At 56.5% G+C, this 25,020-nt stretch carries 23 protein-coding genes; 8 read left to right on the plus strand and 15 right to left on the minus strand.

The window, feature by feature from the left end; translation table 11 throughout:
* The first annotated feature begins 80 nt into the window (after positions 1-80).
* The 7 genes from ilvA (at position 81) to BM181_RS12000 (ending at position 7,788) form a co-directional block, all read left to right on the plus strand.
* Positions 81-1,331, plus strand: a complete 1,251-nt coding sequence (ilvA, locus tag BM181_RS11970) for a threonine ammonia-lyase (protein WP_075445252.1) — start codon at positions 81-83, stop codon at positions 1,329-1,331.
* Between the two features lie 192 nt (positions 1,332-1,523).
* Positions 1,524-3,059 (plus strand): L-lactate permease, encoded by a 1,536-nt coding sequence (locus BM181_RS11975; RefSeq protein WP_075445254.1) that lies wholly within the window; start codon positions 1,524-1,526, stop codon positions 3,057-3,059.
* Between the two features lie 100 nt (positions 3,060-3,159).
* Positions 3,160-4,074 (plus strand): N-acetylmuramic acid 6-phosphate etherase, encoded by a 915-nt coding sequence (gene murQ, locus BM181_RS11980; protein WP_075445256.1) that lies wholly within the window; start codon positions 3,160-3,162, stop codon positions 4,072-4,074.
* A complete protein-coding gene (locus BM181_RS11985) occupies positions 4,071-5,444 on the plus strand; it encodes a PTS transporter subunit EIIC (RefSeq protein WP_075445258.1) in 1,374 nt (457 codons plus the stop codon). Before murQ ends, BM181_RS11985 begins: the two co-directional genes overlap by 4 nt.
* Positions 5,445-5,489: 45 nt before the next feature.
* Positions 5,490-6,572 (plus strand): DUF871 domain-containing protein, encoded by a 1,083-nt coding sequence (locus BM181_RS11990; RefSeq protein ID WP_075445260.1) that lies wholly within the window; start codon positions 5,490-5,492, stop codon positions 6,570-6,572.
* A gap of 46 nt (positions 6,573-6,618) precedes the next feature.
* Positions 6,619-6,990, plus strand: coding sequence for an ArsR/SmtB family transcription factor (locus BM181_RS11995; protein ID WP_082336299.1), 372 nt, complete (start codon positions 6,619-6,621; stop codon positions 6,988-6,990).
* Between the two features lie 42 nt (positions 6,991-7,032).
* On the plus strand, positions 7,033-7,788 hold the full coding sequence (locus BM181_RS12000; RefSeq protein WP_075445262.1) for a C40 family peptidase: 756 nt from the start codon (positions 7,033-7,035) through the stop codon (positions 7,786-7,788).
* A 5-nt stretch (positions 7,789-7,793) separates the two neighbouring features.
* Here BM181_RS12000 and BM181_RS12005 read toward each other — a convergent pair whose 3' ends face one another.
* The 15 genes from BM181_RS12005 to BM181_RS12075 form a co-directional block, all read right to left on the minus strand.
* Positions 7,794-8,207, minus strand: coding sequence for a hypothetical protein (locus BM181_RS12005; protein ID WP_075445264.1), 414 nt, complete (start codon positions 8,205-8,207; stop codon positions 7,794-7,796).
* Positions 8,208-8,321: 114 nt separating this feature from the next.
* Positions 8,322-9,641 (minus strand): glutamate-1-semialdehyde 2,1-aminomutase, encoded by a 1,320-nt coding sequence (hemL, locus tag BM181_RS12010; protein WP_075445265.1) that lies wholly within the window; start codon positions 9,639-9,641, stop codon positions 8,322-8,324.
* A 3-nt stretch (positions 9,642-9,644) separates the two neighbouring features.
* Positions 9,645-10,625 (minus strand): porphobilinogen synthase, encoded by a 981-nt coding sequence (gene hemB / locus BM181_RS12015; protein ID WP_075445267.1) that lies wholly within the window; start codon positions 10,623-10,625, stop codon positions 9,645-9,647.
* Between the two features lie 21 nt (positions 10,626-10,646).
* Complete coding sequence (gene cobA / locus BM181_RS12020) at positions 10,647-12,161, minus strand: uroporphyrinogen-III C-methyltransferase (RefSeq protein ID WP_075445269.1); 1,515 nt, start codon at positions 12,159-12,161, stop codon at positions 10,647-10,649.
* Positions 12,162-12,187: 26 nt separating this feature from the next.
* A complete protein-coding gene (gene hemC, locus BM181_RS12025; RefSeq protein ID WP_075445271.1) occupies positions 12,188-13,132 on the minus strand; it encodes a hydroxymethylbilane synthase in 945 nt (314 codons plus the stop codon).
* The gene (gene hemA / locus BM181_RS12030) at positions 13,092-14,411 is read right to left on the minus strand and encodes a glutamyl-tRNA reductase (RefSeq protein ID WP_075445273.1); all 1,320 of its coding nucleotides are present in this window, start codon (positions 14,409-14,411) and stop codon (positions 13,092-13,094) included. The genes hemC and hemA overlap by 41 nt, the downstream gene beginning before the upstream one ends.
* Positions 14,380-15,027 (minus strand): precorrin-2 dehydrogenase/sirohydrochlorin ferrochelatase family protein, encoded by a 648-nt coding sequence (locus BM181_RS12035; protein ID WP_075445275.1) that lies wholly within the window; start codon positions 15,025-15,027, stop codon positions 14,380-14,382. The genes hemA and BM181_RS12035 overlap by 32 nt, the downstream gene beginning before the upstream one ends.
* A gap of 142 nt (positions 15,028-15,169) precedes the next feature.
* Positions 15,170-15,841: a response regulator gene (locus BM181_RS12040; RefSeq protein WP_075445277.1), complete on the minus strand. Its 672-nt coding sequence runs from the start codon at positions 15,839-15,841 to the stop codon at positions 15,170-15,172.
* A 12-nt stretch (positions 15,842-15,853) separates the two neighbouring features.
* Positions 15,854-17,215 carry a type II secretion system protein GspD gene (locus BM181_RS12045; RefSeq protein ID WP_143092189.1) on the minus strand — a complete coding sequence of 454 codons (1,362 nt, stop codon included), beginning with the start codon at positions 17,213-17,215 and terminating at the stop codon, positions 15,854-15,856.
* A 7-nt stretch (positions 17,216-17,222) separates the two neighbouring features.
* Positions 17,223-17,753, minus strand: a complete 531-nt coding sequence (locus BM181_RS12050; RefSeq protein ID WP_075445281.1) for a hypothetical protein — start codon at positions 17,751-17,753, stop codon at positions 17,223-17,225.
* A gap of 163 nt (positions 17,754-17,916) precedes the next feature.
* The gene (locus BM181_RS12055; RefSeq protein ID WP_075445283.1) at positions 17,917-19,377 is read right to left on the minus strand and encodes a hypothetical protein; all 1,461 of its coding nucleotides are present in this window, start codon (positions 19,375-19,377) and stop codon (positions 17,917-17,919) included.
* 251 nt (positions 19,378-19,628) lie between these two features.
* Positions 19,629-20,228, minus strand: a complete 600-nt coding sequence (locus tag BM181_RS12060) for a phosphohexomutase domain-containing protein (protein WP_082336300.1) — start codon at positions 20,226-20,228, stop codon at positions 19,629-19,631.
* Positions 20,229-20,255: 27 nt separating this feature from the next.
* Positions 20,256-21,938 (minus strand): phospho-sugar mutase, encoded by a 1,683-nt coding sequence (locus BM181_RS12065; protein WP_075445287.1) that lies wholly within the window; start codon positions 21,936-21,938, stop codon positions 20,256-20,258.
* Between the two features lie 102 nt (positions 21,939-22,040).
* The gene (locus BM181_RS12070) at positions 22,041-23,384 is read right to left on the minus strand and encodes an MATE family efflux transporter (protein WP_075445289.1); all 1,344 of its coding nucleotides are present in this window, start codon (positions 23,382-23,384) and stop codon (positions 22,041-22,043) included.
* Positions 23,381-24,139, minus strand: a complete 759-nt coding sequence (locus tag BM181_RS12075; RefSeq protein ID WP_075445291.1) for a YdcF family protein — start codon at positions 24,137-24,139, stop codon at positions 23,381-23,383. The genes BM181_RS12070 and BM181_RS12075 overlap by 4 nt, the downstream gene beginning before the upstream one ends.
* A 146-nt stretch (positions 24,140-24,285) precedes the next feature.
* Here BM181_RS12075 and BM181_RS12080 point away from each other — a divergent pair, with 146 nt between their 5' ends.
* Entirely contained in the window at positions 24,286-24,630 is a 345-nt protein-coding gene (locus BM181_RS12080; RefSeq protein WP_075445293.1) for a cupin domain-containing protein, read from the plus strand.
* Positions 24,631-25,020: the final 390 nt, after the last annotated feature.

A 25,020-nucleotide genomic window follows, 5' to 3' on the forward strand; every position in this document is an offset into this window, starting at 1 on the left:
TTTATATCTCCTTTATAGTGTAAAGTAAATCTTATTTTCTAGTATATTTGTGTATACATTCTTTTAAGGAGGCATCATCCATGTCGAAAACCGCCGCTGCATCACCATCCAACCAGGAAATCGTCGCATCGACCACCATTGCCGGTGTCTATCAAGCCGCCCGGCAGCTCGAGGGCGTGGTCAAGAAAACGCCGCTGATTCCCAGTGACTTTTTCTCGGAACAATCCGGCAACCAGGTTTTCCTGAAACCGGAAAACCTCCAGCATACTGGTGCCTTCAAACTGCGCGGTGCCTATAACAAGATCAGCCAGCTCAGCGAAGAGGAACGTGCCAAGGGCGTAATCACTGCCTCGGCTGGCAATCATGCCCAGGGTGTCGCCTTCGCCGCCCAGAAGCTCGGTGTCAAGGCAGTCATCTGCATGCCGGCCACGACACCGATCCTCAAAGTCGAGGGTACCAAGGCCCTCGGTGCCGAGGTGGTGCTGCATGGCGATGGCTTCGATGATGCCTATGCTTACAGCCTCGAGCTCCAGAAGCAGCATGGCTACGTCTATATCCATCCGTTCAACGATCTGCAGGTACTGCTCGGCCAGGGCACGACGGCCCTCGAAATCATCGATGCCTGCAAGGATATCGATGCCATCCTCGTGCCGATCGGCGGTGGCGGTTTCGCCTCAGGCGTGGCTTTGGCAACAAAACTCGTCAATCCCGGCATCAAGGTCATCGGTGTCGAGCCAGCCAATGCGGCCTGCATGAAAAAGGCCCTGAAGAAGAACAAGATCGTGACACTGTCCAGTGCCGACACCGTAGCCGATGGCTGCGCGGTCAAAACCGCCGGCACCCTGACCTTTGAGTTCTGCCGAAAATACCTCGACGATATCATCACCGTCTCGGAGATGGAAATCATGGGCGCCCTGCTGTCCCTCATCGAAAAGCACAAGCTGATTGCCGAAGGCGCCGGCGTCCTCTCGCTGGCCGCCCTGCCCAAACTGCCCTTCAAGGGCAAGAAAGTCGCGGCCATCGTCAGCGGCGGCAACATCGACATCTCGATGATCTCCGCACTGATTGAAAAGGCACTGATCGCCCGCAGCCGCGTCTTCTGCTTCGCCGTCCTGCTGCCGGACAAACCTGGCCAACTCCTCAACGTGTCGCGCATCCTGTCCGAAGAGAACGCCAACGTCATCGAGCTCAACCATAATCAAGCCAAGGTCACCGACAGCTTCAAGAAGGTCGTGCTTGAAGTCACCGTAGAGACCCACAACGAAGAACACGTCCAGCGCATCATCCACGCACTGGCTCAGAATGGCTACGAAGTCGAGCGCCTTTATTGAATATCCTCCCATTCTTTGGACCCGGTTCCTGCCGGGTTCTTTTGTTGTCGTCGGGATTCTATTCATAGTTTTCTGAAAATAGAACCTTTACGCTATCGCATTGACTTTTTTAGTACCTGCTTATATAATGAAGTATCTTATTTATTTTCATCATTTTTTCACAATGAGCTGTAAAGAAAGGAATGAACTCATTTGGTTCTACTCGCACTGTCCCCAATCCTTTGGCTGGTCGTTGCGCTGAGCATCCTTCATATGCCCGGTCACAAGGCCTGCTCTCTGGCACTCGTCATCTCTGTGGTGGTCGGCATGGCTCTCTACGATATGACTGCTTTGCACGCATTCCAGGCCTTCCTTGAAGGTGTGGCTCTGGCTTGCTGGCCAATCCTTCTGGTCATCATCGCCGCAATCTTCACCTACAACCTTTCCCTGCACACCAAGGGTATGGATGTCATCAAGAAGATGCTTACCTCGGTCAGCAATGACCGTCGTGTGCTCATCCTCCTGATTGGTTGGGGCTTTGGCGGCTTCCTGGAGGGTATGGCCGGCTTCGGTACGGCTATCGCGATTCCGGCCGGCATGCTTGCCGGCATCGGCATCAATCCGATCATGGCGGCTTCGGTCTGCCTGATTGCCAACTCTGTGCCGACTGCCTACGGTTCCATCGGCATCCCGCTTGTCACTCTCGGCAGTGTCACGGGCAGCGATGCCACGACGCTGGCCACCTACACCTGCCTGCAGCTCGCACCGCTCACGCTGCTCTGCCCGCTGCTCATGACGCTGGTAGCCAGCGGTGGTTCCCTCAAAGGACTCAATGGCATGATGATCATGTGCGTCGCAGCCGCTGCCGGCTTCCTCGTACCAGAGTTTGTCGTTGCTTCCACCATGGGCCCGGAACTCGCTGTTGTCGCTGGTGCTATCGGTGCCATGGCCGCCATCGTTGGCTGCGCCAAGGCTTTCCCGGTAAACGATCCCGAGTTTGCCATGCCTGCTCATGAAGACGAGGAACCTGTCACGGCTGCTGCCGGTATCAAAGCTTGGCTGCCGTTCATCCTCATCTTTGTCTTCCTGCTGGCAACGTCGAAACTCATCCCGGCAATCCACGATCCGCTGAACCTCATCAAGTCGTCGGTTCTCATCTATACAGGTGAAGGCGGCGCACCGTATACGTTCACCTGGGTTGCTACGCCGGGTGTGCTGATCCTGCTGGCTGCCTTTATCGGCGGCAATGTCCAGGGTGCTGGCTTCGGTGAGATGCTCGGCGTCCTCAAGCGCACGATCGGCAATCTGCGCTTCACGATCCTTACGATCATCACGGTCATCGCTACGGCTAAAGTCATGGGCTATGCCGGCATGACCCACGAGATTGCTGAGACGGCTGTTGCTGCAACGGGTACGGCTTATCCGTGCATCGCTGCTTTCATCGGCTCGATCGGTACCTTCATCACGGGCTCGGCTACGTCGAGCTGCGTCCTGTTTGGCAAGCTGCAGACCGACTCGGCTATGGCCATCGGTGCAAGCCCGGCTGTCCAGTCCTGGATTGCCGCGGCTAACGCTACGGGCGCTTGCGCGGGCAAGATGGTATCGCCGCAGAGCATCGCGATTGCTGTTGCTTCCATCGGCGTTACCGGTGTCGACGGCCAGCTGCTGAAGTTCGCTGTCAAATACTATCTGCCGTTTGTTATCGTCATGGGCCTCATCGTTTACTTTGGCCAGGCGTTCGTCGGCTGATTCCATAGAGAAACAAAACCTTCCTCGCAAGCGAGGAAGGTTTTTTCGCATGTCGTGTGGTATACTAAACACATATACCCGAAAAGGAGCTGCAAGCAGAATGATTCAGCTAAACCAACTCACAACCGAGCGGCGCAATCCGCAGACCGCTCATATCGACGAGCTCGATACGCTCGCTATGGTGACACTCATCAATAACGAGGATCAGACAGTACCGCTCGCTGTCAGGGATGTACTGCCGCAGATCGCCGCCGCCATCGACCTGATTGCGGACAGACTCCGCTGCGGCAACCGTCTCATCTACATCGGCGCTGGCACCTCTGGCCGTCTCGGCATCCTCGACGCAGTCGAATGCCCGCCGACCTATGGCACCAGCCCCGATCTCGTGCAAGGACTGATAGCCGGCGGACTGCCAGCTATCTTCAAGGCCCAGGAGGGCGCAGAGGACAATCCTGGACTCGCCCGTCAGGACCTGGAGGACATCGGCCTGCAAAGAGGCGATGTGCTTGTCGGCATTGCGGCCTCAGGCCGTACCCCCTACGTCATCGGCGGTCTCACCTATGCCCGCGAGCTCGGTGCTGCCACCATCGCCCTGTCGTGCAGTGCCGTTTCAACGATTGCAGAGCTTGCCGATATCGCCATCACTCCCGTCACCGGCCCCGAAGCCATCACGGGCAGCACGCGCATGAAGGCCGGCACTGCCCAGAAACTCGTGCTCAATATGCTCTCCACAGGCACGATGATCAAACTCGGCAAAGTTTACGGCAATCTGATGGTCGACGTCAAAACCTCCAACCTCAAGCTCGAGGAACGCGCCCGCCGCATCGTCATGGAAGCCGCTGACTGCAGCCGTGAAGACGCCATCGCCGCTCTGGAAGCCGCCGATGGCAGCGCCAAGCTGGCCATCCTGATCCAGCTCACTGGCTGCACGCCTGCTGAGGGACAGGCTCTGCTTGCCCATTCGCAGGGAAAACTCAACCTTGCCTTGCAGAAAAAGGAGGAGCTGTCATCATGAATTACGAACACATCGCCCAAGAGATCTATGACGTGACCGGCCCAGCCGCCAACATCACCTCCATCAGCCATTGTATGACCCGCCTGCGCCTGTATCTTGCGCAACGCCCCGCAGATATGGAAGCCCGTCTGAAAAAGATTGAAGGCATCCTCGGTGTGAACGATACCGGCGATGAGCTGCAGATTATCCTCGGCCCTGGCACAGCGGATAGCGTCACCGATTGCTTTTCCCATATCGTGACAAAAGAATCTGCCGCCGCCAAAGCTGTTTCCTCTGCGTCCAGGCCACAGATTGGCGATGGCCAGGCGCTCCATGCGCAGATCCGGGCAAAAAATGCTACACCATTCAAGTTATTCCTTAAACGCCTTGCCAGCATTTTCCTGCCATTGATACCGGCATTCATCGCCTGCGGCCTGACTACGGGACTTTTAGGCACCGCCGCCAAGTTCGATCCCACCATTACGAGCACTGCCTGGTTCCAGCTTGGTGCCGTCGCTGGCAATGTCGTATTCTGGAGCATGAATCTTTTCATCGGCTACAACACCGCCAAGGAATTCGGCGGCTCGCCGATCCTCGGCGGCATCCTAGGCGGACTCATCAGCCATCCGGGACTGGCAGCCATCACGCTGGGAGACACCCAGCTCGTTCCAGGACGCGGCGGTGTCATCTCGGTGCTGCTCGTCGCCGCACTCGGTGCCTGGATTGAAAAGCGATTGCAGCGCCTGATCCCTGATATGTTCAGTCTCTTCCTGGTTCCCCTGCTGACCTTCCTGATTGCCGGGCCGATTGCCATCTGCCTGCTGCAGCCGCTCGGCGGCTTCATCGCTAGCAGTATCGGCAGTGCTGCCACCACGGCCGTCCAGAGCGGCGGTGCTATCACAGGCTTTGTACTCGGCGGTCTTTGGCTGCCCATCGTCATGCTCGGCATCCATCAGGCATTTACCCCGATCCATGTCGAACTGCTGTCCCAATATGGCATGACCATCCTGCTGCCGATCCTGGCCATGGCAGGTGCTGGTCAGGTAGGCGCCAGCTTTGCCGTCTTCTGCAAGACGAAGAATCCCCATCTCAAGAAAACCGTCGCCTCAGCGTTGCCGGTCGGCATCATGGGCATCGGTGAGCCGCTGATCTATGGTGTCACCCTGCCGCTGGGCAAGCCATTCCTCGCTGCCTGCATCGGTGGTGCCTTCGGCGGTGCCGTCCAGGCAGCCTTCGTGGTCGGTGCTTCGGCACTCGGCATCTCGGGGCTGCCGCTGGCCGCCACGACCAACCATGTACTCATCTATCTGGCAGGCGTACTCACGGCCTACGTAACCGGCTTCATCGCCGCCTGGCTGCTCGGTTTCGATGACCCTGCCAACGAAGCGTGATTCCCGCTTCCGGCACGACTATAAAATGATAAAGAAGGTAATATTATGGAAAATGGTATTTCCATCTATCCAGGCCTTGACAACACCCCCGAGGAAAATCTGGCGCTGATTGAAAAGGCCGCCGCCTGCGGTTTCCGCCGGCTCTTTACCTCCCTGCATATCCCTGAAACAAATACCGCCGCCCTCAAGCGCGAGCTCTCAGAGCTCCTGAAAGCCGCCCGCCAGCATGATATGGAGGTCATCTCCGACATCTCGCCGGCAACCATGGAACTGCTCGGCATCAAGGAGTTCAGCCCGCAAGCCTTCCGCATGCTCGGCATCACTACGCTGCGCCTCGATTACGGCTTCGGGCTTGAGGAGATTGTCCGGCTGTCACGCAACAAGCAGGGCATCCGCATCCAGCTCAACGCCTCGACAATCACAGGCAAGCTGCTGAGTGCCCTCGTCGAGATGGACGCCAACTTCCATCAGATCGACGCGCTGCATAATTTCTACCCGCGGCGCGGCACCGGCATCAGCGAGGAATTCCTCGTGCGCAAGACGATGATGCTGCACAAGCTCGGCATCCGCACCGGTGCCTTCGTACCCAGCCAGCATCGCCGCCGCGGCCCGCTGCACGATGGCCTGCCGACCATGGAGGAGCATCGTGACGAACCCAGCGAGCTGGCCGCCCGCCATCTCATCGCCCTCGGCATCGACTCAGTGTTTCTGGCTGACAGCCTGCCCGCTGATGAAGAGCTGGCCGCCATCGGCAGCCTGGCTGGCGACCAGGTCACACTGCGTGCAAAGCTCCTGACCCATGATCCCATCCAGCGCGAACTGCTCACGCATACCTTCACGGCCCGTGCCGATGAAGCCCGTGACTGCATCCGGGCCGAGGAAAGCCGTGCGCTGCTGAAGAAGCAGCACGGCATCATCGCACCGGAAAACACGCTTGTGCGGCCTGTCGGTGCCATCACCATCGATAACCAGGGCTACCAGCGCTACATGGGCGAACTGCAGATCATCCGCCATCCCCAGACTGCCGACACGCGGGTCAACGTCCCGGCCATGGTGGAGGAAAGCGAAGTCAACCTGCTCCAGTACATCACGCCAGGCCGAAAATTTTCATTCCGATTCGATACATAAACTGCTATAATAATTATGATTATATGCACAACTTAGGGAGGATTCCATGGAAGAATTGACAGCTAACGATGACCTCTGCGAGATTCATCATACCCATCCAGACAAATTAGAACACTGCGCCGTCCACAAACTCGACGACGCTACGAGTCAGGAACTCGCAGATATTTTCAAGATCCTTGGCGACAAGACCCGCATCAAGCTGCTCTCCCTGCTGGCCTCCGAAACCGAGCTCTGTGTCTGTGATATTGCCGAATCGTTGCAGATGGGCCAGTCTGCGATCTCACACCAGCTGCGCGTACTGCGCGCAGCCCGGCTGGTGAAGTTCCGCAAGGTCGGCAAGGAAGCCTTCTACTCCCTCGATGACGACCATGTCGTCAAGCTCATGAGCCAGGGCCTCGACCATGTGCGCGAGACCTGACGGCCAATAGCCGCTATCCTCTTGGCAGAAAGGACGGTTCCGATGAAGAAATCCCGGTTGCTCCGCGCCGGCATCCTGACTGGCGTATCGCTTATGTTCCTGACTGGCGCTGCCTTTGCATCGCCCACACTTCATGCTGGCTCACACGGTCATGACGTATTGCTGCTGCAGAAAAAGCTCAAGACCATCGGCTACACCATCAGCTCCGTTGACGGCGTCTATGGCAATGAAACCGAACGCGCTGTTGCCGAATTCCAGCGCGACCAGAAGATCCGCGTGACCGGTATCGTCAACAATGCCACCTGGCGGGCGCTCCAAAAGGCCAAGCAACGCGAATGGGGAGCGAATGTGCCGCCGCCAGCGGCGCCTTCGCTCCCCAACCAAAAGCTTCCTCTTGCCCCGAACAATAAACCGATCCTTGCTCCGGGCAAGGTCAAGGACATCATCAAGACAGCCAAGTCCTATATCGGTGTGCCCTACAAATTCGGCGGCACAACCCCCAAGGCCTTTGACTGCTCCGGCTACCTGCAATACGTCTTTGCCCAGAACGGCATCGCCATACCGCGTACAGCCGATGAGCAGTACAAGCTCGGACGCCGCACCACCAGCAGCCGCCAGCTTGTGCCCGGCGATCTCGTCTTCTTCACGACCTATGAACCCGGAGCCTCGCACTGCGGCATCTACCTGGGTGATGGAGACTTCATCCACGCCAGCTCCAGCAAAGGCGTCCGCATCGACAGCCTGTCCAGTGACTATTGGCAGCCGCGATACTACGGCGGCAAGCATATCGTGAAATAAGGCCGTCAGAGCATCTCTTCGAGTATGTTCCGGCGCGGCACGAATTTGACCTTGGCCTGTCCGATAAGCTCCGTGCCATCGGGGGCCTTGGGAATCGGCTTTGACTCGTCGATCACCGGCCGGAGTTTCGGCATCAGGCGATAGCAGCTCTCCAGATGACCGTTCTCATAAACGGAGATCCGGATGCTGCCATCGGGCAGGATGCGTTTCACAGTCTCGGAAAACTCGCGCTGAACCTTGAGTTGCTTGATCTCTTCGCGCCGTTCTTCCATTGCCTCCAGCGTCTTTTCCAAGCTGCCTTTGCGCTGGGCCAGCAGACTGGAGAACAACTGCTGGAAATCTGCTGCTTTTGCTGTTGTCGTCTGCCTGCTGCCTGTTTCCCCGGCAAGCAGGCCAAAACCATCGATCTTTACCGCCATAAGCTATCCTCCTGTACAGATCTGACATCTCTACAGGTATTATCGGCGAAAATGGGAAAAACTTAAAAATCCCTGCAGACTTCTGATCGTCTGCAGGGATTTTTGCGTCTGTATTTATTTTCTGCTGTCAGCCACAGCCTGGAAGGCAATCTCTGCAGCAGCGATTGTACGGTCAATGTCCGCATCGCTGTGCGCGCCACTCATGAAGAGCGTCTCGAACTGCGACGGCGCCAGGTAGATGCCCTGCTCGAGCATCGCCTTGAACCAGACTTTGAACGCCTGCTGATCCGACGCACAGGAATCCTCATAGTCAAAGACATCGTGATCATTGAAGAAGATACCGAACATCGAACCGGCCTGATGTGCCTGGATCGTGACGCCAGCTGCCTTGGCTTTTTCCTGCCACCCCAGCAGGAGCTTCTTCGTCTTGAGCGTGAGCTCACGGCTGTAATCAGCCTTGCCATCCTCCGGCTCCGCCGTAAGGATCTTGAGCGTCTCAAGACCTGCCGTCATAGCCAGCGGGTTGCCCGAGAGCGTACCCGCTTGATAGACAGGGCCAGCCGGCGAGACCTTCTGCATGATGTCCCGGCGGCCGCCATAGGCAGCAACCGGCAGGCCACCGCCGATAATCTTGCCGAGGCAGGTAAGGTCTGGCGTGATACCATAAGCTGCCTGAGCCCCACCCAGGGATGCACGGAACCCGCACATGACCTCATCGAAGATCAGCAGAGCGCCATGCTTTTCCGTCAGATTGCGCAGCGTGCGCAGGTAGCCCTGCTTCGGCGGCACGCAGCCCATGTTGCCTGCCACCGGCTCCACGATGACCGCTGCGACCTCATCGCCAATCTCTTCCATGACCTTCGTGATGGCTTCCGCATCGTTATACGGCACCGAAATCGTATCCTGTGCCGTGCCCTTCGTAACCCCTGGCGAGCTCGGCACACCGAACGTTGCCATGCCCGAACCGGCATTGACGAGCAGGCTGTCGCTATGGCCATGATAGCAGCCGATGAATTTGACAATCTTATCCCGGCCCGTATAGCCGCGGGCAAGACGCAGCGCACTCATCGTCGCCTCCGTGCCGGAGTTCACCATGCGGATGACTTCAATCGACGGATAGACCTGCATGACGAGCTTGGCCAGCTCCGACTCGATGCAGGTCGGCGCACCATAGCTCGTGCCGCGCGTGGCAGCCTCCTGCAGGGCCTTGACGACCTGCGGATGCGCATGGCCGACGACCATCGGCCCCCAGGAACCCACATAATCGATGTATTCGTTGCCATCGATATCATAGATCTTATCGCCCTCAGCCCGGGCGATGAATGGCGGATTGCAGTCCACACTAGCATACGAGCGGACCGGACTATTGACGCCCCCCGGCATGAGGTTCTTGGCCTCAGCAAAGGCAGCAGCAGATTTTTCAAGATTCAACATGGCTTACACCTCTTCTTTGAGCCATTTCGCAGCATCCATGGCATGATACGTGATGATGATATCGGCCCCGGCGCGTTTCATGCTCAGGAGCGTCTCCAGCACGATGCGCTTCTCATCGATCCAGCCATTGGCAGCGGCCGCCTTGACCATCGCATATTCGCCGCTGACATTGTAGACAGCCACCGGATGATGGATATGGTCGCGTACCTGGCGCACGACATCGAGATAAGCCAGCGCTGGCTTCACCATGATGATGTCCGCCCCCTCGGCTACATCGAGATCGACTTCCTTGATGGCTTCATGGGCATTGGCCGGATCCATCTGATACTGGCGGCGGTCACCAAAGCAGGGAGCGCTATCCGCAGCATCGCGGAACGGGCCATAATAGCCCGAAGCGTATTTGACCGCATAGCTCATGATGGATACATTGGTATAGCCAGCTTCATCAAGTGCCTCGCGGATGGCTGCCACACGGCCATCCATCATATCCGACGGCGCAATGATGTCCACGCCGGCCTTTGCCTGCGACACCGCTACTTTCTGCAACAGCTTGAGCGTCTTGTCATTGTCCACGTAGTGGTCTTCCAGATGGCCGCAATGACCATGCGACGTATACTGGCACAGGCAGACATCGCCAATGACCATGAGTTCCGGCACAGCCTCCTTGATGGCCTTGATGGCGCGCTGTACGGGGCTCGTCATATCCCAGGCACTCGAACCGTCTTCGTCCTTGTACTCTGGCAGGCCGAATACCTCGACGGCGGGAATGCCGAGTTGCCAGCATTCCTGGGCAGTCTTCACGGCATTGTCGACCGACAGATGATAGCAGTCCGGCATGCTCGGGATCTCTTCTTTGATGTTTTCGCCTGGAACGACAAACAACGGATAGACAAAGTCCTTGGCCGAAAGGCTCGTCTCACGGACCATAGCGCGCATAGCAGGCGAGATGCGCATGCGGCGCGGGCGAAGTTTCTGAGTATACATAAAGTCCATCTCCTATGAAAATCACATGTTTTCTTTGATTGCTTCCACAAGGCCATCAATCGTGTATTCTTTCGCCACGATGTCTGGCTCGATGCCATTGCTCTTGGCCGTGTCAGCCGTGACCGGGCCGATGGCGGCCGTCTTCACCCCAGCCAGTGCGGCTGCCGCGCCCACAATCTGGATGAGATTCGTCACTGTCGAAGAGCTCGTGAAGGTTACAAGGTCGATCTTGCCGCTTGCGAGCTGGGCCTTGAGTGCCTCCCCGTCCACGGCAGCAGCCACGGTCTGATATGCCGGGACAACATCTACCACCGCACCCTGCTCACGGAGCTTCTCGGGCAGGATCTCCCGAGCCTCCTGGGCCCGCGGCAGCAAGATCTTCGCATGGGGCGGCAGTTTCCCCTGGAGCGCTTCCAAAACACCCTCGGCGCGGAATTCCTGCGGCACGACATCAGCCAGTATGCCATAGGCCTTGAGCTTTTCAGCCGTAGCGCTGCCAATAGCCGCCACCTTCGCATATCCCATTGCCCGCGCGTCCTTGCCAGCTGCAAACAAACGGGCAAAGAAATGCTCCACACCATTGACGCTCGTGAAAATCAGCCATTGATAATCGCTGAGATTGCCGATGGCAGCATCAAGCGCTGCATAATCATCGGCGGGATCTTCGATGCGGATAGCCGGTGTCTCGATAACCTTGGCCCCCAGCTGTTCAAGACGCGCCGTCAGCTTCGAAGCCTGGCTGCGGGCCCGCGTGACAAGCACTGTCTTACCAAACAGCGGATGCGTCTTCGGTTCATCAAACCACTGCAGTTTTTCACGCAGGTTGACAACATCACCAACAATAAAGATTGCTGGCGGCTTGAGACCAGCTTTCGCTACATCCTCTGCTGCCGTGCCGACCGTCGTCATGAGCACACGCTGCTCAGGCTTCGTACCCCAGCGGATAACAGCCGCCGGCGTATCAGCCGGACGGCCATTTTCGATGAGTTTAGCCGTGATATGCGGCAGATTCGCTACGCCCATGAGGAAGACGAGCGTGTCGACACCAGTCGCCAGATGCTCCCAGCGCATATTGCTCTTTCCCTTGGTCGGATCTTCATGGCCCGTGACCACGGCAAACGAAGTCGCCACCGCCCGATGCGTGACCGGAATCCCTGCATAAGCCGGTACCGAAATCGCCGACGTGATGCCTGGCACGATTTCAAAGGGCAGGCCATTTTCCTGCAGCAGCAATCCTTCCTCACCGCCACGGCCAAAGACAAACGGATCGCCGCCCTTGAGACGCACGACGCATTTTCCCTCCTTGGCCTTATCGACCAGCAGCTGATTGATATCCTCCTGCTTCATCGTATGATTGCTCGATGCCTTGCCGACGTAAATATACTCAGCATCATCGGGCGCCCACTGAAGAATGCGGTCATCGGCCAGGCGATCATAGACGACAACATCTGCCTGCTTGAGACAGTCCACTGCCTTGAGGCTGATCAGACGATAATCCCCGGGGCCAGCCCCCACCAAATAAACCATTCCTGCCATATATCTATCTCTCCCTTGTTCCTTTATTAATTGCGATCAAGCAGCAGCCCGAGTTTATGCATGATCTCAAGGCCGCCCTTTGCCAGCAGCATGTCAGCCAGCTGACGGCCGAGAAACTCGGCATCAGCAGCCTGCCCTGTGATCTTGTCGCGGTAAAGCTTGCTGCCATCGAGCGAGGCAATGACGGCCTCGACCTGCAGCTGCCCCGCCTCAGCCGGGGTTGCATAAACGCCGACAGGCACCTGGCAGCCGCCCTCGACGCGGCCGAGGAATGCCCGCTCAGCTGTCGCGCACCGCACAGTCTCGTCATCATTAAGGAAATCGATAAGCGCACGGATCTCGGCATCATCGGCCCGCGTCTCGATGGCCAGCGCCCCCTGTCCTACGGCCGGCAGGACGATGCTCTTCGGCAGCACATCCGTGATGCGCTCGCCGAATCCCAGGCGCTTCAGCCCCGCCACGGCCAGGATGATAGCATCAAAATCCTCATCCGCAAGCTTTTGCAAGCGTGTGTTGACATTGCCGCGCAGATCGCAGATATTGAGATCGGGGCGCACATGCAGCAGCTGTGCCTTGCGGCGCAGGCTCGACGTACCGACCTTCGCACCGAGTGGCAGAGCGTCAAAGCGCTGGTATTCCGGGCTGACTACCGCATCACCGGGATCGAAGCGCTTGGTGATGGCCGAAATCACCAAGCCATCGGGAACCTCTGTCGGCATATCCTTGAGGCTATGCACAGCCAGGTCGATGCCCCCGGTCAGCATGTCTGTTTCCAACTCCTTGGTAAAGAGGCCCTTGCCGCCGATCTTGGCCAACGGCGCATCGAGTATCTTGTCTCCCTTGGTCGTCATGAGCTTCAGCTCAACGGTCAGTGCCGGGTATTTCTCCTCCAGGCGGCTCTTGACGTATTCCGCCTGCCAAAGCGCGAGCTTACTGCTCCGCGTACCGATAATGATGGTGTCTTTCTTCACGGGTAGCTGTCTCTCCTATCGTATCAAGTTTGAATAGCGAACGCATCGCATCGATATAGAACTCCTCCTGCGGCGTTCCCGCCGAAGCATTGAGTTTCATCATCGGCATGCGCAGGATCTTGCGCACAATCATACGGGTCATGTGCTCGATCTGACGCTGCTCCTCCGGTGTGAGATCCGGCAGCTTCGAGCTCGCCCGCTTGATCTCCCGCTGCCGGATGCGCTCGCAGCGCTCCGAAAGCAAGGCCATCAGCGGCCGGAACGAAAGGTACTGGAACTTGTCCTCGATGGAAAGGACTTCCTCTTCGATGATGTCCTTGGCCTGCTCAGCTTCCTCACGGCGCTCCTGGATATGCTCGTCGACGACTTCCTCCAGTGCATCAATGTTGTAAAGCGTGACGCCCTTGATGTCTCCGACATCTGGGTCGACATCGCGCGGAACGGCGATATCGATGAGGAACAGATGGCGTCCACGGCGCTTCGTCATGAGCTGGCGCGTCTCCCAGGGCTTGATGACGTAATGCGGCGCTCCCGTCGAAGTCACAATGACATCGACATCCACGGCCTGCTTCATGGCCTCTTCAAACGGGATGGCCTCGCCATCGAACCTTTCAGCCAGCTGCTCGGCACGGTCGAAATGACGATTGGTCACATATATCTTCTTGACCCCATGTGCCACCAGATGCTGTGCCGTGAGCTCAGCCATCTTGCCCGCTCCGAAGATGAGTGCATTCGAGCCTTCAAGACCATCGAGCTCCTTGCGCGCAAGCTCGACAGCCGCATAGCTTATCGAAACCGAATTATACTGGATGCGGGTTTCCGTGCGCACGCGCTTGCCCGTGGCAATCGCGCGATGGAACAGGGTATTCAGCACCGTACTCGTCGTGCCAGCCTCACGGCCCAAAGCATAGGCCTCCTTGACCTGGGAGAGTATCTGACCCTCTCCCAGCACCAGTGAATCCAGACTGGATGCTACGCGGAACAGATGGCGGATGCAATCCTCATGTGCATAATGGTAGAGATACTCATCGATGTTTTCCTCGTTGCCCGTAAGGTCGAACAAGAACTGCTTCAGCGTCGGCAGCTCCTGCCGCACATCATCTACCACCGCATACATCTCGCTGCGGTTGCAAGTCGATAACACAACTGCCTCGAGCAGGCCTTCATATTCATTAAGATTCGCCAGGCCATTGCGCACCGCCTGCTTAGGAATCGAAAACCGCTCGCGCACATCTACGGGCGCTGTCTTATGGTTTAATCCCAGCATCAGTAATTCCATGTCTTATCTCATCCTCCGCCTGGCGAAGCTCGCCAGCTCTCACTAAATCTATAATCTGTTGGTTGAGCACCTGCCGCCATAACTGCTGATGGGTATCACTGCCACCAGGCACTTGCTTGATTTCAGCCCGCAGCTTTGCCAGCCAGTCCATGAACGCTGTAAAGCTTTCAGGATATTCCTGCTCCAGCCGCTCACGCAGGAGCCGGGAAAACGCCGGGCTGCCGCCGCCTGTCGACACAGTCAGCAGCAGATCGCCACGCTGCACGCGCGATGGCACTTGAAAATCCGTGATCTCAGGCTGCGCAGCAGCATTGACCAGCGCCCCCAGCGACCGCGCTTCTGCGGCGGCCTGCCGATTGACTGCTGGCACATCTGCCGTGCAGAAAACCAATAAGGGGCACAGCTTCTGCAGGCTGCCAGGACGGTACTCTTCCTGCCGCCAGCAAAGCAGCCGCTGCTCAGCCAGCTGCCTGAGGCCTGCGGTCGCCTCCGGAGCGATGACCGTCACACGCGCACCAGCCGCCAGCAATCCCTGCGCCTTGCGCTCCGCCACACGGCCACCGCCTATGATGGCACAGACCTTGGCGGACAGTTCCAGATTCAATGGATAAAGCATCTGCCGTCCCTGCTTTCCTGAATGAATATCAATTACGAATTTGATTCATTTTTAATACACTTCTATTATTATACTCCATCTCTGCGCAAAAAAAAAGGAGATACCCGACCGGATATCTTCCTTCATTCGCACGTATTTCTTATCAATCCAACGATATGATCTTGTTCTTGAGCACATAAACCAGCGCCTGCGTGCGGTCATTGACCTTGAGCTTGTGGAAAATGCTCGTCAGATGATTCTTAACCGTCTTCTCGCTGAGGCCCAAGGCCTTGCCGATATCCTGATTCGAAAAGCCCTTGGCAATGCACTCAAGCACATCCATCTCGCGAGCCGTCAGACGTTCCCCACGGCTCTCGTCGAGCATTTCGCGCGCCTTTGTCTCCACATCGTCCGACAGCGACAAGCTGCCGAACAAGCGCTCAGCCAGTTTCGGATAGACGAAGGCATTGCCCTCATTGACCACATGGATGGCCTTGACGAGCACCGAGGGCTCGACATCCTTGAGCAGATAGCCCAGCGCACCGTTCTTGAGCAGCTCCAGCACATAGTTGTCGCTGTCATGGATTGTCAGTGCAATGATCTTCGTCGGACAATCTGCCTGTTTGAGCTGGCGTGCGACTTCGAGCCCGCTGAGCCCCGGCATGTTAAGATCCAGCAGCAGTACATCCGGCTGGAGCATCAGCGTCCGCGCCAATGTTTCCTGCCCATCCTCTGCTTCGCCGATGACCTCCAAATCATCCTCGAAATTCAATACACGCTTGATGCCTTGTCGCAGAAGCGCATGGTCATCTGCAATCAAAATCTTAATCGCCATAACTGTTCTCCTTTACGTTTCCGGTTGACCTGTATCCCTTATCCCACCAGAATCTCCTAATATATGCGCCGTCAGGAAGATCATGATTTCTGACTCCGTACGGCTATGTTTCAGATTGCGAAAAAATTGTCCTAAGATAGGAATGTCCCCCAGGATTGGGATCTTGCTGAGCGAATGCGATTCCTCGCTGCCAATGAGACCACCAATCACCATCGTCTCGCCATCCCGCAGACGCACATGGGTATCCGCGCTGCGCTTCTGGAAACGATACGCCTTGATGTCATTGACAAACAACGGCGTGCTGACCTCTGTGTGGACTTCCGCCGTGATCTGGCGGTCCTCATTCACCCGTGGCGTGCAGCGCAGGATAATCCCCGCCTGCCGATAGGTCATCGTCGTTGTCGTCGCCGCATCCGTAACCGATTGCGTCGGCACAGGGACTTCGCCGCCGATATTGATGACGGCCTCGTGCCCCTGCAGCGTCGTTATATTCGGACGCGCCAGGATCTTAGCCTTGCCATCTGTGAGCAGTGCATTGAGTTTGGCTGCAAAATAGAATTCAAAGGGCTGCCCCTCAGGGCCATGTCCAAACTGGATGATTCCCGGCACTTGCTCCTTGCCATCCCATTGCCGCCGGACTTCCGTCTCTACGCGCTCATTATCCTTCCCCACATGATACCAGCGCTTATGCGACTCCGGATACTGCGGCAGCTTCGACCACTGCCACTCTATGCCCAATTCCTTGGAGGCATTGCGCGATAGAGCTACGACCTTGGCTTCCAAGGACACCTGCTCAGCGGGTACGTCCAACTCCTGCAGCAAAGCTTCCAGTGCCTGTGCCTCTGTGGCCGTACTATAGAAGACTACATCGCCTGTCGTTTCATTGACCAGCGCCAGTTTCTCCTCCTGTCCCGCAGCATCCGCTTTAGACTCTTTTTTCTTACCGTTATCAGTATTTAGATTCAACGCCGAATCCTTTTTTCCTGCCGCTTGCAGTGACAAATTTACAACTTGCGCCAAATCGTGCGGATTGGCGTACTTCGCCCTGTAAACATGCATACTGCGCAGGCTGGCTGCCCGCGCAGCAGTCGTCACCAGATACTCGTTGCCCTCCCGGACAACCAGCAGCCCCTTGGCTGCGGCCACCAGCTGCAGGACGCGTTCCGGCTCATCTGTGAGCGATAGCGTCACAGCTCCCGTCACCGCATCATCGAGCACCAGGTTGAAGTTTCCCATGCGCGCAGCCGACAACAGTACGGCGCGCACATCACCATCAACCACCTGTACCTGCATCGGTTCAGCCTTTGCGCCTGACAGCAGCAGGCTGAAGATCATCCCTTGCACCAGCAAGCATTTCTGCCACAGTTTCATCATCGTTTCCTCATCTCAGAGCCGGCAGGGACAAAACCAGACGTTTTTCCCGCCCGTCCTTCTGCATCACAACACTATCCTGGTCAATCGCCACCACACGCCATGCCTGACAGGTCTCGCCAACAGCCACAGCCACAGTTGTTCCCTGTATCCGCAGCAGCGCCAGGCAGCGGCTTTCCGTCTGCATGACACCGCATAACTCGGGTTCCGCCAGCCCCCCTGGCTCAGATGGCGCTGCTGCTGGCGGCGGCGATAGCGACGTTTCAGCGGGCAGCGGCTGCCCAGCAGGTATCACAACCGCCTTTCCCTGCTCAGCCGCAGTCTCATGTGCCAGCGTGAAGGGATTGCGCACTTCACTGCCGGCCTGTGCCAGCGCCAAGCCCTGCACTGGCCTGTGGCCAGTCTCTGGCTCACTTGCCGTCTCAGGAGCCGTCTCCACGGGAATCTCCTCCGGCTCGCCCGCATACAGGATCCCTGCCCCAGCCACCAAGGACGTCACCAGCAATACCATCAGTCTCTGCTTGTCACTCTGTAGGTCCATAAGCGATTCCACCTCTTTTGTCCGCGCATAATGGACTTTCCTTTTTTTATTATAGCCAAGCAGAATCTTGTTGTATAGTGTTTTTGCTTATTTACATTGCAACGATAACGAAAAAGAAGAACTTCCTCCATGGAGGAAGTTCTTCCCGACTCCGTTACAGGAATTATTTCTGGTTCTTCGCCTTGCACTCTGCGAGTTTCGGTCCCATGATGCGTTTGTAGGACTCAACACCCGGCTGGTCGAACGCATCGACATCAGCCAGCTCACCCTCATAAGCAACCGACATAGCCAGCATGTAGAGGAGCTCGCCGAGATGATAAGCATCGAGCTTCGGCAGCGTGAAGCAAGCATTGTAGCGCTTGTTGGAAGCCAACGCATCCGCATTGGACTGACGTGCCACCTCAAGCGCCTGTCCCATCGTCACGCCGGAAATGTCCGCGAGCTTCTGAGCCTCAGGGAATACATTCGGAATCTCAAGGTCATTCTCCCAGTTTTCGAGGCGGATGAACTGGACAACCTTATCGAGCTTGCCTTCCTGATGCTGCTGCGTCTGGGAATGCATGTCCGTCGTACCGACAGCAACGAGCGGCGTACGGCCATAGCATACTTCCTTGCCCTCTTTATTGTACTGCTTGCCGAGGGACTCAGCCAGCAGCTGGATGTACCACTCCGAAACGGATTTGAGGTAATCACCATACGGCATCATGACCTCAATGTCACGGCCATGTTTCTCAGCAGCAGCGAACTTCAATGCCGCATTGAGCATAGCCGGGTTCTGCCAGATATCGTCGTTCTGGCAAGCCTTGTCCATATCCTTGGCACCGTCGAGGAATGCCTGGATGTCAAAGCCGATGCAGGCAGCCAGCGTCAGGCCGACCTCGCAGAAGATCGAGAAGCGCCCGCCGACACCGTCTGGTACAGCATACTGCGGCCAGCCTTTTTCGATAGCCAGCTTCTTCAGCAGCGTCTGTTTCTCCATGTTCGGATCCGTTACCGCTACGACCTCGACATCGATGCCCTCAAACTTCTGCAGGGCATCATAGATGACCATGAAGTTCGACATCGTATCGAGCGTGCCGCCGGATTTCGAGATGACGAGCAGCAGTACCTTGAGATTGCGTTTCTCATGGCTCTGCGTGATGGCAGCCGAGCTCTTCAGATAGTGGATGATATCGCCCGTGCGGCGCGGATCGATGTTCTGGCCGCTGAATACAACTTTCGGGAAGCCGTTGCGCTCCTCTTTGGACATCGCATTCCAGAACTCGCCGCAATGGACATCAAAGAGAACCTTGTCACCAAGATAAGAGCCGCCGATACCCAGCGAAACCACAACATCCACATTGTCCTTGACATGGTCTGTGAGCTCCTGCAGGTGCTTCATCGAACTCGGGCTGTTCAGATGGCCCTCTTCGATATACGGCAGCTGGCTGAACAGAACTTTCTCCGGCTCACCATCCTTTGACAGATGCGCACGGATGAAGCCCGTCTCACGCATAACCTTCATTGCCTCATGGGCTTTCTTCAGATCTTCCTCGTAGCTCTTGAGATCTGCCTCGGTGACTTTGCCTTCACCATACAGGTTATCGTAGTCAAAAGTAAAGCCGGATTTCAGTTTCAAACTCATGCTCGTCAACACTCCTCTTTGTGCCCCATTTCCGGTGCAAATCGTTGCAACCAAGCAAAATGCAGGCGTTAAAATCACTTATTGTTCCATACGTGATTATTATAACGAACCAGTTTCTCTTAGTCAATATCGAATCAAGACGGTTTCGGTTCTCTTGAAACAATATTCCAAAATCAGGAACACCGGGCCTGCCACATAAAAATGCCATCGCCCAGTTCCCTGGACGGTGGCATCCTTCATCATTTTTCGTTTCAACAGCGTGCTGCCTTGAGCCGCTCCGCAATATCCTGCCAGGAAAATGCCTCCGCAGCCAAAAGCTCCGATAGCTTCTTCCCCTGGGAACGCGCGAGCAGTTCAAGCACCAGCAGCCAGACCAGCATACCGCGCTCGCCGCACTCCCCAGGAATGCAACGGCCAGTTTCATCAAACAAGCAGCAGCGCCCCAGGTCGAGATCCCAAAGGACGCCCATATCCGCCTCCTGCTCGCGTACAGCTGCAGCCGTAGCCGCCCGCATACCATCATCGGCTGAATCTGGCACGCCGTAGGGGAAACTGCGGTCAAACACGTTGTTGACCTTCACGATATCAAACGGCAGCTTCTTTTCCAGTGCATTGATGATCGGTCCAGCCGGGCCATTGACCGTATTGGCCACGACCTTGTAGGGCTTGAGCTTGTCCCCATCGACATACGCGAGCAGTCCGTCCACATATGCCTGCATGACATCGACGTCAACCACCTCAGCCGTTCCATCGTTGTCGGCATCAAAATCGCTGGCGGCAATCTTCTTCTCAAGCTCTCTGAGGTCATATACCTCCTGAACCAAACGAACCTCTTTACTGACTGAATCCATCAAATACACCTCTGTTTAATCCTATTGTCATGCCAGCAGCGGCTTCACAGCCTCTGCCAATTGTTCTTTCACCTGCTTGGCCTCAGCAAGATCCTTGCCCAGCGTCGTGAAGTACGTCTTGATCTTCGGTTCCGTACCGGAGGGACGGACTACGACAGTCGAGCCATCATCGAGCGTATAGGTCAGCACATTGGCCTTCGGCAGGCCAGTTTTCTCCGGCTCCGCATAGTCGATGCATGTTGCCACCTTGCGGCCCGCAAACTCCGTCGGCGGATTCTTGCGCAGCTCCGCCATGATGCCCTTCATCTTGTCCATACCCGAAAGCCCCGGGAAGGAGAAGGAATCTACAGCATTGTAGTACCGGCCATACTGCTGGTAGATCTCCTCCAGACGCTGCTTGATAGACGAGCCGATAGAACGGTAGTAAGCTGCCATCTCGCAGATGAGCATCGACGATACGACCGCATCCTTATCGCGGACATATGGGCCGGCCAGATACCCGTAACTTTCCTCAAAGCCGAAGATGAAGCGGTCTTCTTCGCCCTTGGCCTCAAGGCCGGCAATCTGATCGCCAATCCACTTGAAGCCTGTGAGCACATGGCGCAGATCGACGCCATAATGCTCAGCGACCTTGTCAGCCAGCGGCGTCGAAACAATAGACATTGCCGCTACCGGTTTCTCCGGCATAGTGCCTTTCTCCTTGCGGCCCTGGCAGATATAGTCAAGCAGCAGCACACCCATCTCGTTGCCAGATACGAGCTCATAGGAGCCATCCGCACATTTCATGGCAATACCGACGCGGTCTGCATCCGGGTCAGTGGCGAGCATCAGATCAGCCTGCTCAGCCTTGGCCAGCTCAAGGCCCTTCGCAAGAGCCTCGAAGATCTCCGGATTCGGATAGCTGCAAGTCGTGAAGTAACCATTCGGATATTCCTGCTCCGGCACGATGGTGATATCCGTGATGCCTATATCCTTGAGCACGCGCGTGACCGGCACCAGTCCCGTACCGTTGAGCGGCGAGTAGACCAGCTTGAGTCCAGCCGTCTTGGCAAGGCCTGGGCGGACCTGACGCGCCTCGATTGCTTCGTAGAAAGCCTGTTTGCAGTCATCGCCGACGAACTGGATCAGGCCCTTCTCGACACCAGCAGCAAAGCTGATGTATTTCGCTCCAGTCAGTACATCGGTCTTCTGGATCGAGTCGTAGACGACTGCCACCGCATCATCCGTCATCTGGCAGCCATCGGGCCCATATGCCTTGTAGCCATTGTACTTGGCCGGATTATGCGATGCCGTCACCATGATGCCGGCATTGCACTTGTAGTAGCGCGTAGCGAAGCTCAGTGCCGGTACTGGCATGAGCTCATCGTAAAGGCGTACCTTGATGCCGTTGGCCGCCAATACGCTGGCTGCCTCGCGCGCAAAGTTCCACCCCTTGAGACGGCTGTCATAGCTGATAGCTACCGTCTGCGTGCCGCCCTGCGTCTTGACCCAGTCAGCAACGCCCTGGGTAGCCTGGCGCACAACCCAGATGTTCATGCGGTTCGTGCCAGCTCCCAATACGCCGCGCAAGCCAGCCGTACCGAATTCCAATGCAACCGCAAAGCGATCCTTGATGGCCTCCTCGTCATCGCGGATATCGTCCAATTCCTTATTCAGGTCAAAATCCAGAAGATCTGCTGCGGCCCAACGTTTGTACTCATCTTGATACATAATTAATCCATCCCTTTCATGAATCGGTTGATCTGGCATTATGAATACATTAACCCATCCATTTACTTCGACACCCAGCCGCAAATCCCTGCTAAACAAGGATTAACCGAGATTATATTTTTTCTTGAAGCTCCGGCTCGTCCAATAAAACGCGATGGCCAGCGGGACACACGAACCAATCCAGGCCATCGGATTGGCCAGGCAGGCCCCGAGATATCCCAGGGACGCACAGAGGAAGATCGCTGCCGCTGTGCGCATGACCAGCTCCATGATGCCAGCGATCGTCGGCACCACACTCTGCCCTAAGCCCTGCAGCGTATAGCGGAAAATGAACAGCAGCGACAAGATCCAATAGCACGAGCCATTGACCATCAGATACTGCTGCCCGTAGTCGATGACCTGCTGCTGCCCCTCGCCCACGAACAGATACATGATATCAGGGCCAAAGATGATGAGCAGCACACCAGCCAGGATGCTGAAGGATACTGACATATAGCAGCACTTGCGCACGCCCTCAGCGATGCGCTCGTATTTCTGCGCGCCATAGTTCTGTGCCGTATAAGCCGCCATGGCCAGGCCAAACGACATCATCGGCATCATGGCCACCGAATCGACCTTCTGCGAAGCGGCGTAAGCAGCCACAGCAGTCGGGCCGAGATTGTTGAGCGCCACCTGCAGGACGATGGCACCAATGGCGATGATTGATGACTGGAAGCCCATCGGCAGTCCGATCTTCAGATGTTCGCGCAGGATATGCCAGGATACATGCCAGTCCTCACGCTGCGTATGCAGCGCGGGGACACGACGACGGATGTAGAGATAGCAGACAGCATTGCCGATGAACTGCGCCACCACCGTCGCCAGAGCTGCTCCCGGGATGCCCCATTCGAGCACCAGGATAGCGACCGGCTCTAAGATGATGTTGATGATGAGCGCCAAGGCCAGGATGACCGTCGGCATCCGGCTGTCGCCGAGCGCGCGCAGGATATTCGTCTGCATCTGCAGGAACACGAACATCACGATGCCGCCATAGACGATGCTGATGAACGATACGGCACCGTCCATGATCTCTGCCGGCGTCTGCATCCAGACCAGCAGCTGGCGGCAAAGCGAGACACCGGCCACCGTCAGGACCAGCGAAGCGGCCAATGACAGGATCGTGCAGGCCGCCGCACTCTGGCGCACGCCCTTCGCGTCCTTGGCACCATACCGCTGCCCCGTGTAGATCGTGATGCCTGTCGAAAAACCGATGACAAAGCCCAGCATCAAGAACATCAGGCTGCCCGTACAGCCGACAGCCGCCAGTGCCTCGACGCCCAGGAAGCGGCCGACAATCAGCGTGTCGACAAACGCGTAGAGCTGCTGGAAGATATTGCCAGCAATCAGCGGCAGCGTGAAGAAGAATATGAGTTTAGCCGGATTTCCCTCCGTGAGATTTTTTGTCATTCCAGATACCTCGTCACCGCAGCCCGCAATACCTCCTGCAGCACAATCACATTATCCCGCAATGCACCTGCCTGCGGGCTCAGCTTGTTATAGTGGAACACATGGCGAAGATTCGTCTGGTAATCCGCAGGATATGGTGTCACCGTCATATCCTGCTTGGCGAAGGCCAGCACCGAACGGTTCATATGGAAGGCCGATGTCACCAGGATCGGATGTGTAAGGCCATGCTCCCGCAGGATGGCTGCCGAGAATTTCGCATTCTGCGTCGTATTGATGCTCTTCGTCTCCACCAGGATCTTATCCTCAGGGACGCCGAGCGAAATCAGGATACGACGCGCGATCTTCGCCTCGGGGCCAGAATCCTCATAAACCTGGCCGCCCGAAAGCAGGATTGGCACATCGAGCTTGCGCTGCAGGCGCACCGCCGTCAGCAGCCGGCTCGAAGGATTTGCACAGAGCGTCCCCATGCCATCCACATCCGGTACATCAGAAAACGCTCCGCCGCCGAGCATGACGACAACATCTCCCTGCGGGTCTGCTGGCGGGGTATACGCCCCTTCCAGCCAGCCCATAGCCCGCTCAGACACCAGGCTCGTACAGAGCAGATAAAAGACCAGCGTGATGCCAGCCAGCACCGCCGCCAGCCGCCGCTCCCCTTTCCAGCGCCAGATATAGACAGCCAGCGCCCATAGTGCCAGGATAAAGATTCCCGGCGGCAATATCCAGCTCGCACCAAACTTCAACAAATAGACCATTTCGCACCTCCGGCTCCAACACACAAAAGAAAAAGCGCAAATCCCTGGCCATTGCCGGAATCCCCGCATTTATTTCAGCATCAATAAGTTGTATAATGTCATTGTAGCAAATAAATTTAAAAAAGAAAAGAAGGAGAGTTTCAATCATGGCCTTTATCGAACCAACCCCAATCCAGGCAACCAACAAAGCCGATGGCAACGGCACCATCACCATCGTCAAGCTGCTGACGCCAGCAGAGCTCGATGGCAAATGCGACATGTACGCGAAAGTCATCATCCCGCCACTTTGCTCCATCGGTGTCCACGAGCATCACGGCAACACCGAGACCTATCATATCCTGCAGGGCACAGCCCTCTACAACGACAATGGCAAGGAAGTCACTCTCGGCGCAGGAGCCACAACCTTCTGCCCGGATGGCGAGAAGCACGGCATCGCCAATGCTTCGAAGACCGAAGACCTCGTATTCATGGCACTTATCATCAAAAAATAAGTAGCTGGCCGCTACACGGCAAAAATCCGTTGACGAAAATGCGTCAACGGATTTTTTGTAAATTGCAGTTTGTAAATTACCGTGTTTTTATTCGAGGAAAGCCGCGCCGCCGGGCAGGGGAGTACCAACGCTTCACTTAGATGCTTTGCTAAAAATATTTTTTGCCTTTAACTAAGCATTGAAAAAGTTCCCAAACGCGCTACGCTTGAACGGTGTGAATTTTTCAACGGAATGTGTAGGCAAAAAATATTTTCTTCACGCAAACCATCAATGTTACGCTTATGGTACTCCCCTGCCCGGCGGCTTCGTTTCAGCAATAGCCCGAATGAATCTTCAACCTGCTAATACGTTAGTGCGTATCATTCTGTGCCTAGGACAGTCGCTCCAGAT

It is taken from the genome of Pseudoselenomonas ruminantium, assembly GCF_900113715.1.
In the GTDB taxonomy this organism is placed as follows: Bacteria; Bacillota; Negativicutes; order Selenomonadales; family Selenomonadaceae; genus Selenomonas_A; species Selenomonas_A caprae.